This window comes from Micromonospora sp. NPDC048935, from assembly GCF_043197875.1.
Taxonomy (GTDB): Bacteria; Actinomycetota; Actinomycetes; order Mycobacteriales; family Micromonosporaceae; genus Micromonospora.
The window spans coordinates 378,780-391,710 of sequence record NZ_JBICTZ010000001.1; the positions used below are offsets into that span (position 1 = coordinate 378,780).

The window sequence follows — 12,931 nt, forward strand, 5'->3', positions numbered from 1 at the left end:
GACCGGCCCGCCAGTCCTCGGTGCCACCGCCCCTTGCGCAGGACGACGGGCCCGAGCAGGTGACTGCCCGGGCCCGTCATCGGCCGGTCTCAGCCGAGGGCCTTGACACTGCTCACGTCGTCACCCATCACGATCATCGCCGAGCCGGTGCCCGTGGTGGTGGCGTAGTAGACCCAGATCCCGCCGCCTGAGGCGTACCGCGCCCAGAAGTCGGGCACCCGGTCCCCGTTCAGGTCGGGTACGGCGATGAGCGCGGTGATATTGCTGGCCGTCCATCCGGAGCCGTAGAAGACGTCACCGCTGCGCGATCCGCCAGGCGTCTTCAGTGAACCCAGCGCCACGCTGCCCGGGGCGCTGCCCGGCTTGCCGTGCCGCAGGAACATGATGCCGCTGTCCAGGTTGCGCCAGATCAGGTCGGGCGTGCCGTCCAGGTCGACGTCCGCCACGTTGACGATCTCCTGGCGTGTCCAGGTGCTGTCCTCCATCAGGGTCGCCTCCTGGAAGCTCGCCCCGGTGTAACCGCTCAGCACCCACCAGGACGTTCCGGCCCGCAGGATCAGGTCCGGCAGCGAGTCTCCGGTGATGTCGCCTACCGCCTTGATCTGCGTCCAGGTCGAGGGGGCCGGCGCGTTGCCCGGCAGGATCACCCGCAGCCGCCTGTCCACGTTGAAGCTGCCGTAGCCGTCGCCCGGATAGAGCCAGAAGGTGCCGTCCGGGTTCACGGCGAACAGGTCGGTCGAGCCATCGCCGGGGTAGGCGTCCGCGTACTTCGTGATCAGGGCGGCCCGACCGGAGGCTGGGTCGAACCAGTGGCCCGCAGGGTTGAGCGCGCCCTTGTCGTCGTACGCGGCGGGCTGGGAGCCGTACAACTCGCCGCCCACGTCACCGGCATAGTTGCGCAGCCCACCGCCGGAGTCGACCATGAGCAGGTCGACGATCCCGTCGCCACCCGTGTCGCCCGGAGCGTCCGCAGTGTCCCGCGGCGGCACGTAGGACTGGTAGTCGGTGCGTTCACTCTGGTTGCCGACGGCGTCGTAGGCGTACACCTGCAACGTGATCGGGCCGGCGTGCCGTGGCATCAGGTCCGGCACGGTGGCGGTGCCGTTGACGGCATTCACGTACAGCGGGGCGCCGACACCCTCGTACGTATAACTGAACCTGGCCGCTCCGGCGGCGGTGAAGGTGACCGGGCCCGTCTGGCCGAACTTCACGGTGGCCCACGTCGCGCCGTCGGGGGTGGCCTGGCGGAACACCGGACTGCTGACGTCCGGCGCGGGCGGCGCCGAGGCGTCGATGATGAATCGGCAGGGATCGTTTCCGGGCGGGAAGTACGAGGATGTCGCGTTGGACTCGTCCTGCGCGTTGACGTCCCAGAAGTAGAGGCCGCCGTCCACCAGGCTGGTCGTCGGGATGGTCAGGCTGGCCCGACCGCCGCTCAGGTTGGTCACCAGGGTGCCGGCCGGGATCGTCTCGCCGCTCTTCCACCAGCGGAAGCGCAGGCCCCGGAGATTGCCGTCGGCATCGCTGGCGTTGGCCGCGAGGACGATATTGGTCTTGGCGATCGTGACACCCGCTGTCGAGCACGCGCCGCCGGGGGAGGTGGTGCCGTCGGTCGGCTCGTTCGGCGGTCGGTTGTAGGTGACCGACAGTAGGGCGGTATTGACGCTGAACTTGCGCCAGGTGTCCGTGTCGGACTCGTTCGTGGCGCGCATGCCGAGGGTGAGGTTCGGCGAGCCGCTGTTGGCGCCCAACTGTGCGGCGTTCAGAACGTTGAAACTGACGTAGTCCTGTGCGCAGTTGCCGTTGTAGCCGCGGGCGAAGGTCTGCCGGCTCTGCTCGCCAATCCAGCCCGGCTGCTTGTTCCAGGTGGTGCCCGAGGAGATGGCGCCGGTGAGCCACAGTTGCAACTCGCGTGCGGTGCAACTGTAGGAGTAGTTGTTGAAGATCTTGAAGCTGGCCGAGCTGACCGTCGCCCCCCGGAGACTGCTGCTGAAGCCCATCCGCCAGAAGGAACGGGCCCGGAACGGCGAGTCCTTCTCGTAGCCCACCCGCGTGACAGTCGTGCCGCTGTTGAAGTTGGTGCCGTTCCAGGTGTTGGTGTTCGGGTTCTGGGCGTAGACAGTTGCCCAGGCGGTCTCGCCGCTGTTCAGCGTCGGGTCGATGAAGACGGGAAAGAGCGTGTCCGGGCGATCGAGGAGCCCGCCGGTGGCGGCGTCGAGGTGCAGTCGGACATCGCCGGTGCGGTCCCGGTCGAGGCGGGTGGACATCGGCGCGTGGTGAGCGCCGGGCTCGCTGCCGCTGAGGCCGGAGAGCTTCAGAACGTCGGCCGGGCTGGCCACGGCGGTGCGGGTGACGGTGCCCGGCTCGGCCTCCGGGTCGCGACCGGCGGAGTCCCAGGCGAACGGGGTCGGGATCGAGGTGATCTCCGCGCCACCGGCGCGGTCGAGCACCCGTACCCCGCCGGTGTTCTTGTCGTGGTGAAAGACGAGCGTGCTCGAGCGCAGGCCGTAGCTCACTGCGCCGAGGCTCTGCGCTGCCGTGCGGTCCTTGACGATCAGCAGTTGGGCGAAGCCGCCCTGGTCCCGGGCGACGACCAGGAGGTCGACGCCGGGGCGTACCTCCGGATAGAGAGCGCGCGCGCCGTCGAGCACCGGCTCCGGCAGGCGACCGGGCCAGGTGTACGCGATGGTGTGACCGGCCACGTCCACCTCGGCCAACACACTGTCGCCGGTGGTCGTGCCGCCGTTCGAGAAACGCACAGGTGCGGGCACGTTCACCGGTCGGATGTCGAGCCCGCCGGGGGTTTGCCCGGTGCGGGTCAGGGCGTTGTCGATGTCCCTCCACCGGCCGCCCGCGTCCTGCGAGCGCTGGGGCAGGACATGGAATTCGCTGCGCAGTTGGCCGGTCGGCAGAGCCCAGGTGCGCGCGGTGGCGGTGGTGGCCGTGTCGACAAGCACCTCTGTGCGGGTGCGGTGGGCCTCGGCGGCGGCGGCCACCTCATTGCGGGGCGCGACGCGTGCCGCGATGGTGGCCTCCTTCGGCGCTTCGTCGGAGCCGAGCCACCTGGGCAGGGGAGCGGCGACGAGGGCGGCCAGCGTGAGGCCCACGGTGAGGGTGAGCCTGGTGCGCGTACGCACGAAGGGGCTGAGCAGGCGAGGCGCGGTCACGGCGAATCCACTCCCGTAGGGGCCAGGTGGATGGGAGGCGATGCGCGAACGTCCCGGTAGGCGGAGCCATGGGGCAGAACGCGGGCACACGATCGCACGCCGCGGCCCAACTGCGGATACCCTGCGGCTGTTATTGATCCGTTATCTAGCGTTAAGTATCTGCTCAGGTTCGTCAAGAATTTGATCTTGTGTCTGGTTTTGCTGGCACGAATTGCTGTGGAATGTGGAGGTGCGCGGAGGGGGTCCAGCTTCTCGCCGAAGGCCCATATTCTGGTCAAATGTGGCGTGACGTAGGTCATTCCGAGTCGCCCGTTGTCACTCTTCGTAATTTTGATTTCGCGCTATGCCTGCCGCACAGTGCTCAACCATGCGCCGGACGTGGCGCCGGTTTCCGCGGTTCTCCGCGCCACCCCTTTTCGTCTTCGCTGGTGGGAGTCGACGCGTGCGAGGTTTCGGTTTGCTGGTCCGGCGCTCACGCCCCGGAACCCCGACGGGACCTGGCCACCGCCGGGCCCGCCGAGCGATGGTGCTGGCCCTGTGCACGACGCTTGTGGCGACGATGGTGCCCGCCGAAGCCTGGGCGGTGCCAGGCCCCGGCATGGCGCGCGAGGAGAACACGTTCGAGCTGCCGGACATTCCGGCGGCCGAGCGGGTGGGCGAGGACGCCGCCAGCGAGAAGAATCTGACCACCGCCGACGAGGTGCCGGTCACGCCGTACCTGCCGCAGGGTGTCGAGCCGTGGCAGCAGGGCAGCGGCGACGTGGACCTGACCGGGGTCGCCGCCGGCGTCAGCGTGCAGGTCGACGACCTGCCGATCGAGCTGGGCGTGCCGGCGGGGGCCGACCCGGCCGCCCTCGCCGGCTCCTGGACCGTCGACCTGGCCGCCCCCGAGGCCTCCCAGGACGCGGGCGTCTCCGGCCTGATCATGAAGATCACGCCGCCCGCGACCGCGGATCCGGCGGCCGAGGTCGCGCTCAGCGTGAACACGACGGACTTCGTCGACCTGTACGGGCCCCAGGCCGCGGACCGCTTCGGCGCCGTGCTGCTGCCCGGTTGTGTGTACGACGCCCCCGACACCGGTGACTGCGCCGCGGACGGGACCGCCCCCCTGGACGCCGGGGCGCAGACGCTCTCGCGCGACGTGCGGCTGGTCCCCGCCAAGAAGTCGGGCGCCAGGACCACTGCCGCACAGGACGAGTCGAGCCGCCGACTGACCACCAGAGTCCCGGTCGGCCCGCTGTTGAACGGCGCGACCGGCTCCGCACAGGGCAGGTCCGCGGCAGCGGCCGAGCCCAACGTGGTCGGCGTGCTGGACACCGGAGGCTCGGCGGCCGGCGACTACACCGCCACCCCGCTGCTCTCCTCGGGCTCCTGGGCCGCCGGCGCCTCCTCCGGCGCGTTCACCTACTCCTACCAGGTGCAGGTGCCGGAGACCGCCGGCGGTCTGATGCCGAAGGTCGCCCTCTCCTACTCCTCGCAGTCGGTGGACGGCCGTACCTCCGCCACAAACAACCAGGCCTCGTGGATCGGCGACGGCTGGGACTACAGCGCCGGGGCGATCACCCGCAGCTACGCCACCTGCCGCGAGGACTCCAAGAAGGCCGGCTCCAACAACAAGGACCACCGCACCGCCGACCTGTGCTGGGGCTCCGAGAACGCCACCCTGTCGCTCGCCGGCGCGACCACCGAGCTGGTCTGGGACGGCAGCAAGTGGACCACCGCGAACGGTGACGGCTCCACTGTCGAGTTGAAGAAGAACACGGGCCTGGCGAACGGCGACGCGAGCGGTGAGTACTGGGTCGTCACCACCCGCGACGGCACCCGCTACCACTTCGGCCTCAACCGCCTGCCAGGCTGGACCGCGGGCAAGCCGGAGACCAACTCCGTGCTCACCGTGCCCGTCTACGGCAACCACGCGACCGATGGCGCTCCGGCGGAAACCTGCTACAAGGCGGGCGACTGGGCCGGCTCCGCCTGCACCCAGGCATGGCGCTGGTCGTTGGACTACGTCGAGGACGTCCACGGCAACGCCATGAGCCTGTGGTGGGCCAAGGAGAAGAACTACTACGCCCGCAACTTCAACTTCACGGCACCCGTCGAGTACGACCGGGCCGGCTACCTCACCCAGATCGACTACGGTCAGCGCAAGGACACCATCTTCTCGGCCGAGGCGCCCGCCCGCGTCCACTTCGCGGTCGCCGAGCGCTGCTTCGACTCCGGCTCGCTCACCTGTAGCGACGCCAACTTCGCCCACAAGAACCCGAGCAACTACCGCCTCTGGTACGACACCCCTGCCGCCCTCCGGTGCGCCGACAGGGAGAAGTGCTGGAACGCCGGGCCGTCGTTCTTCAGCCGCAAACGTCTCGAGACCATCAGCACGTCCGCCCAGCGGCACTCCGGCAACACCGCCCACCAGGTGGTGGACGAGTACAAGCTCAAGCAGTCCTTCCCCATCCTGCGTACCGGCCCGAACACCGCGCTGTGGCTGGAGTCGATCTCCCGTACCGGGTACGGCCGCAACGGCACGGACGACGCGAAGGTCACCCTCAACCCGGTGCGCTTCGAGGCCAACGCCGAGGACATGCCGAACCGCGTCAAGCGGGACCACCGACCCGGCTTCTCCCGGTTGCGCATCTCGCGGGTCATCAACGAGTACGGCGGCGAGACCGTCATCAGGTACAAGGCACCGGTCGGCGGCTGCGACAAGGGCGAAGGCCTACCCGGCAAGACCGACACCGCCGCGCTGAAAGCCAACAACCGGCTCTGCTATCCGAGCTACTGGCACCCCGATCCGTCGGTCGAGGACATCGACTGGTTCCACAAGTACGTCGTGGACAGCGTCGAGGAGCTGCCGAACGTCGACGGCGCCTACACCACAGTCACCCGGTACGAATACCAGAACGCCGCGTGGCGCCTCGCCGAGCAGGAGTTCACCAAGAAGTCCACCCGGACCTACTCCCAGTTCGCTGGCTTCGCGCTGACCACTGTCCTCACCGGCGCGGACGAACCCAGCCTCGGCAGCAAGCGGACCAAGGTCGTCACCCGCTACTTCCAGGGCACTGGCGACACGGTGTCGGTGAAGGACATCACCGAAGCCGAGATCGCCAAGGACCGGGAGCCCTTCGCCGGACGGGTTGCCGAGGAGCTGACATACGCCGACGCCGGCGACGACGAGAAGGACTGGCTCACCCGCAGCGTCACCTACCCCAATGCGCAACTGCTCGCCAGCCGTACCCGGGACGACGGTCTGAGCCCGCTGGAGGCGTGGCGGGTCACCGAAACGCGCCAGCAATCGCACACGAGGTCCTCGGGCAGCGGCGACGACAACCGCACCCTGCGCACGATCGAGACGAACACGAAATACGACGACGGAACCGGCCTGCCGACAGAGGTGGAGTCGCTCGGCGACCTCGACAAGAGCGGCGACGAGTCCTGCACGTTCCTGGAGTACCTGCACCGGACCGACAAGAACATCATCGGTCTCACCATGCAGACCCGGAGCAGCCCGACGACCTGCGCCGCCGCCACCCCCAACGACCTGACGACGCTGAGCGCCGCCAGTCGGGTGGCCTACGACGGCCAGGCGTACGGCACCGCGCTCGGCGCCAACGCCCGTGGCCTCGCCACCCAGACCTGGTCACTCAAGGCCGACGGGTCAGGTTTCCAGCCCGACGGCGCCACCGGCTTCGACGCGATCGGCCGGGTCGTCTCGAAAACCGACCCCGACGGCAAGACCTCCACGATGGCCTACACCCCCTCGACGGGGCAGGCATTCACGGTGACCGAGCAGAACTCCCTCGGGCACAAGCAGATCCAGGAGATCGAGCCGGGCCGCGCCACCACTGTGAAGACCACCGACCTCAACAACCGGGTCAGCGAGGCCCGGTACGACCCGATGGGTCGGCTCGTCGAGGCATGGGCGCCCGGCCGTACCCCGTCCGCCGCCCTCGTCCCGGACTTTAAGGCCGAGTACGCGACCCGGCCCGGCAAACCGCCCTACATCACCACCTTCAGCCGTGGCCACGAAGGCAAGGTCCAGACCGCGGTCACCCTCTACGACGGTCTCGGACGTGAGCGGCAGAGCCAGGAACAGGCGACAGGCGCGGGTCGGCTGATCACCGACACGTTGTACGGCAGCTCCGGCGAGGTGTGGCAGACAAACAACGCCTACTTCGCCGACGGCAGCCCGGTCGGCACGCTGTTCACACCGTTGGCGGACACGGCGGTGCCGAACGCCACCCGCTACACCTACGACGGCCTGGGCCGGGTCACCCGGGAGATGCCGGTCCTGCGGGGTGTCGACCATCCGGCGCGTTCCACGAACTACGCGTACGGCGCCGACTACTCGACGGTGATCAACCCGTCGGGTGCGACCTCCTACCGGATGTACACCGACGCCCTGGGCCGGACCACCCGGCTGGACACGTTTACCGACGCCAACCGCACCACGTTCACGTCGATGCGCTACACGTACGACGCGCGCGGCCAACTGGCGCAGGCCACCCACTCCGCCGACCCGACCCGTCCGTGGACCTGGACCTACGACCAGCGGGGTCGGCAGAAGACCGCCACCGACCCCGACGCCGGCACCACCCGGATCGCGTACGACCACCGGGACCGGCAGCTCACCAGCACAAACGCCCGCGGCGTCACCGTGTGGAACGGCTACGACGAGCTTTCCCGGCCGACGCAGCAGCGGCTCGGTGACAGCAACGGCGCTCTGGTGGCGGAGTACTCCTACGACACCGTCCCCGGCGGCAAGGGCCTGCCGGCGACCGCCACCCGCTACACCGACGGCCTGCCCTACACGCAGTCGATCGGCGGGTACACGGAGGACTACCAACCGACGTCCACCACCCTCACGCTGCCGCAGTCGGTCGCGGACACCTGGGGTCTGCGCAACTCCTACCGGTACGACTACACCTACACCGACACCGGTCTGCCCGAGTCGGCCACCCTGCCCGCCCTCGGCAGCCTGCCGTCCGAGAAGCTCGTCATGCGCTACACCAAGGACGGGCTGCCGCTCTCGGTGTCCGGCAAGGACTGGTACGGCGCGGAGACCGCCTACTCGCCGTACGGGCAGGTGCTGCGATCGACACTCGGCGCCCAGCCGTACCGGGTGTGGGCCTTGGCGTCGTACGACGACGCCAGCGGTGCCCTCAACAGCCAGCAGGTCTACCGCGAGCAGACCGGCGACAAGACCATCGTCGGTGGGAACCTCGTCTCGAACCGCTCCTACGCCTACGACGACGCCGGCAACGTCACCGCGATCCGCGAGCAGGCCACCGGCATCGAGGAGCGGCAGTGCTTCCAGTACTCGGTCGGCCGGCTGAAGACGGCCTGGACCGCCAAGGACCAGGCGCAGTGTTCCCCGGGCCCGGTCAACGGGGACGGCTCTCTCAACGTGGCTGCCGGCTCGGACAAGTCCGGCTACTGGCAGGAGTACGAGTACGACCTGCTCGGTAACCGCACCAAGCTGGTGGAGAAGGACCTGACCGGCGCCACCGCCAAGGACGCCACCACCAGGTACACCTATGGCAAGGCCGACGGCAGCCAGCCGCGCACCCTGACCAAGGTGACCAAGAACTACGTCACCCCGGCCGGTGCTGCCGTCACCGCCGCCGCCGAGCGGCTGTACGAGTTGACCGGCGAGACGAAGTCCGTCGCCTCGATCGACAACGGTGACGAGCAGACGCTGTCCTGGACCTACGACGGCCAGGTCGAGCGCATCGCCGGCGCGGGTGGCAAGGGCAAGAGCGTGTACGCCAGTCTGGCCGACAGTTGCCTCGACCTCACCGGTGGCCTCGTCGTCCCGAACCAGCCCCTCCAGCTCTACCCGTGCAACGATTCCCCCGCCCAGAAGTGGACTTTCACCCCCACTCCGAACCAGAGCAACGCCAACCTGGGCACGCTGTCCGTGTACGACAAGTGGTGCATCCAGCCGGCGGCCAACACCGTGGGCTCGGCCTTCGCCGTGCAGAGCTGCGACGCCGGGGCGAGCCAGCAGTTGGAGCGTCAGTCGACCGGCCAGCTCAAGCACATCGCCTCCGGCCTCTGCGTGGCCGTCAAGGACGCGGCGACCGCCGAGGGCACGCCGATCGTGCTGGCCGCGTGCGCCAGCGTGCCCGCGCAGCAGTGGGAGGCGCAGGACGAGACCCGGCACATCTACGGGCCGGGTGGCACCCGGCTGCTGACGGTCCAGCAGCGACAGGCCACCCTCAACCTGGGCGAGGCGCAGCTCACCGTGCAACGGGGCGGGGCGCAGGTGTCCGTCAACCGCTCGTACGCCACCCCGGGTGGCGCTGTGGTGCGCTACGCGAACAACGCCGTTTCCAACTCCTACCTGCTGGCCCTCGCCGGTGATCACCAGGGCAGCACGTACGCCGAGATCGGCATGTACGACTCGGCGATGCCGGTGCGGGTCCGCAAGCAGGATCCGTTCGGCAACGAGCGCGGTGCCGCTCCCCTGAACGTCAACCTGCTGAACAACACCGGCTTCCTCGGTGCCCTCCGCGATGACGCGTCCGGTTACACCCCGCTCGGCGCGCGTCTGTACGACCCGACCGTGGGCCGGTTCCTGTCCGCGGACCCGGTCCTGGACCTGACCGACCCGGCCCAGTCCAACGGGTACGCGTACGCCCACAACAACCCGGCGACGCTGTCCGACCCGTCCGGTCTGTCGGTGGCGCTGACCGCGTCGGAGACGGCGGCGGCGTTGGCCGGCGCGGGTCTGTCGGCGGCGATGGTCTCGCAGGCGCAGGCGAACATGGGCCGGTCGTTGATGTCGGTGGTGCTCGACTCGGCCTGGTCCATCCTCAAGGAGTTCATCGGCATCAACGACGCCATGAACTGCTTCGGCGGTGACCTGTGGGCGTGTGGGAGTTTGATCCTCGGGTCGTTTCCAGCTGGCAAGATTTTCAAGTTGAAGAAGGTGGCCAGGGCCATCGACCGAACGATCAACGCCATCCAGGCTTGGCGTTCGGCGAAGAGAGCCGCCGAAGGTGTCCTTGCCGCCGCCAAAGCGGCGGAGACGGCGGCGCTCAACGCCAAGAAGCTGGCCATCGAACGGGCGAAGATGGCAGCCCAGGCGGCGAAGAAGAAGGTCACCGACAAGGTCAACACGACCAGTAACAAGGCGACGAACGCCACGAAGAAGACCGGTAACCCGGTCCAGAAACAGGCCCAGGCCAAGAGCAACCCGAGGGGTTCCTCGGCCGCGTCGATCGGCGCCGGCAAGGGATCGGGAGGTGCTAGGGCAACTTCCAAGCCTGGTGGCTCTTCGGGTGGTTCTTCACGCGGCAACGGCGGCTCCAGCGGGGGCAGCGCTGACAAAGCCGACACACTGTCAGATTCAGGAACGGGTAATTCTGGCGGCGCCAATCGTACAGATGCGCCTTTCCGAGGTGACGGTGAGACTGTTTTCCATGGCCACGGATCCTGGCGACCTGAGGATGGTATGGTTGTCGTCCCTGAAGGAACCTCGGTTGCCTTCTATGGAGAGCACGGCTTCACGATTACCAGACAGCAGGGAATGCGTATCTCGGGGCCGGGTGGCCCTCGGATGACTCCGGTCGAAGTTGCTGGCCCAGGCTCTACCATTCCTAACTACACCTTGGCGCCTCTCGGTCCCGGTTTCACCTTCCGCAACGGGTCCGATGTAGTGGAGGAGAGAACGCTACTCAGCGACCTGCTTAAGCCGGACATGGGTACCTGTCACTGGGCGGCCTGTCGGGGAGGGCGGAACCCCCGCTAGTGAGGATATGATTCGATCTCGACGAGTCGGAGGTTTTGGAGTGGCGGCGTACGCCCGCCACTCCAAGGCTGTTGCTGAAAGTGGTGGTATGGAATACCTTGATCTCTCGCCTTACGAGTACCGGACATTTCCACTTCCTATGCGTTCTGTCGGATGGCTGGGCTGCAAGTATGGGGTTCAGGGCGTTGGCGCATCTAAAGTGACCAGATACGAGTCAGAACTCCTGATAAGCGCTTCATGGCGCTTGTCGAGCCTCACCTTGGGCACCCATGAATGCGAGTTCTGTCGCGAAGGTCCCGTATTCGAGGGGAACGGAGAGTACCATTACTACACTCAGGCTGGTGATGTGTATTCGGCGCCGATGATGATTTTGCATTACGTTGAAGAACACGGATACCACCCTCCTGAGGCTTTCCTGAAAGGTCTGGCCGATACCAATACTCTGGTGTGGGATTGGCGGTCCGAGCGTCTCGCCGGACTGCTTCTCGATGAATCAGAGGACTTGGATATGCGCTGCGAGGCTATCGTTGATCTAGCGAATTGGAAGGATCCTCGAGCTCTCGAAGCCTTGGTCTATGCGGCTCGAGATGACGAGCTGTCTGATGTCGCGGGTGACGAAATCGGAAGGTCTTTGGGCGGATTTTTAGGCGTTGGTTTCGCAAAAGACATTCGCGTTGACAGCTTTCCAGATCTTGTCAGATTCGGGATCCAGCAATACTTGATGGGCTGATTCACGAAGGTCGGCAAGATCAAGCCGTCGCCCGACGGTGCGTGTTGGCTGCTTAGATTCACGGCGGGGTGCTCTCTCGTCTCGATCTAGCCCGGGGCCGGATCTGTCGGTCGTGCTGACGCCTGCTGGCTTGGCCGATCGGGCGTTGAAGAGCCCTTCGGCGTGGCGAGATGAGGCAGTGGCGGCTACAGCCGGGCGAGAGTGGCATCTCACCGCCGATGAAGAACTTTTCGCCCCCTCGGAGCTTCCTGCGGGCCTGGTGGTAACGAGCCCGACCACGCAGCTAGGGCCTTGAGCGGAGCGGAAAGAGATTCCTCCGCACTGCTGCGGATCATCGATCGTGTGACAGATCCGGCAATTCGCCGTGAGGTCCAGGCTTGGCTCTCGGCTGAGGGGCAGTTGAGGGACGAAACCCATCAGCCTTCCGCCCAACGACGGACACGCTGTGCGACCAGGGTTCGCGGGGCTGCGGGTCTAGGCTGAGCTGAGCAGGAATGGTCCGCTGAGGGGGTGAGCCCGGATGGCCCAGGCGGCGTTCGCGCCGGAGCCGCAGCACACCGAGCCGTCGTTCGACGTGCTGCGGTGGCACGACGAGCCGTAGACCGCGCAGCTCGCCCTCGACCTGTTGCCGGAGACCAACGGCCCCAAGGTTGAGGTCCTGAGCGGAAGCGTGATCGTGACAGCACACGCGGGAATCGACCATCAGTCGGTCGAGCGGGAGTTGCCGTACGTGCTGCACCGTGCTGCCCGGAAGGCCGGATTCTGGGTCTACCCGGCGATCAACGTGATCTCCGGGGATGATCTTTTCATCCCGGACATCGCTGTGCTGCGTAACTCGGGCGGTGGCCGCACGACTGTCCCCGTCGCCGAGGCGGTGCTGCTTGGGGAGATCGTTTCCCCGGGTAACCGACGCAAGGACGTGATCGACCGGCCCCGGGAGTACGCGGCCGTCGGAGTGCCGTTCTTCCTCCGGGTGGACCTGCGCAACCGGGTGCCGACCATCGCCCTGTTCGAGCTGGTCGACGGTGAATACCGCCCGTTGGCCGCCGCTGCGGCCGGAAGCACCTTCGCCGTGGTGGAGCCGTTCGAGTTCGCCATCGACCCGGCCGAACTGCTCGACGAGGAGGCATTGCCGGCCGCAGCGACCGGCGACTCGGCTGACGACCTCGCTTGATCGACACGGCTTTCAGAAAACCGGGGTGTCCGAGTGCCTGGGATAGCCCGACTTCCTGAAAGCCGAGTCGATCATCGCCGCCGGGCCGCCGGGCCGCCGGGCCGCCG

4 protein-coding genes are annotated in these 12,931 nt (G+C 67.5%); 3 read left to right on the forward strand and 1 reads right to left on the reverse strand.

Going from position 1 to position 12,931, the window contains the following annotated elements; all coding sequences use genetic code 11:
* Nucleotides 1-89: 89 nt before the first annotated feature.
* Entirely contained in the window at nt 90-3,167 is a 3,078-nt protein-coding gene (locus ACGFIW_RS02245; protein WP_393310523.1) for a DNRLRE domain-containing protein, read from the reverse strand.
* Between the two features lie 442 nt (nt 3,168-3,609).
* Here ACGFIW_RS02245 and ACGFIW_RS02250 point away from each other — a divergent pair, with 442 nt between their 5' ends.
* From ACGFIW_RS02250 to ACGFIW_RS02260, 3 genes are all read left to right on the forward strand, one after another.
* Nucleotides 3,610-10,920, forward strand: a complete 7,311-nt coding sequence (locus ACGFIW_RS02250) for a ricin-type beta-trefoil lectin domain protein (protein WP_393310524.1) — start codon at nt 3,610-3,612, stop codon at nt 10,918-10,920.
* A 40-nt stretch (nt 10,921-10,960) separates the two neighbouring features.
* Complete coding sequence (locus tag ACGFIW_RS02255) at nt 10,961-11,650, forward strand: hypothetical protein (protein WP_393310525.1); 690 nt, start codon at nt 10,961-10,963, stop codon at nt 11,648-11,650.
* 625 nt (nt 11,651-12,275) lie between these two features.
* Nucleotides 12,276-12,824, forward strand: coding sequence for a Uma2 family endonuclease (locus tag ACGFIW_RS02260; protein WP_393310526.1), 549 nt, complete (start codon nt 12,276-12,278; stop codon nt 12,822-12,824).
* Nucleotides 12,825-12,931: the final 107 nt, after the last annotated feature.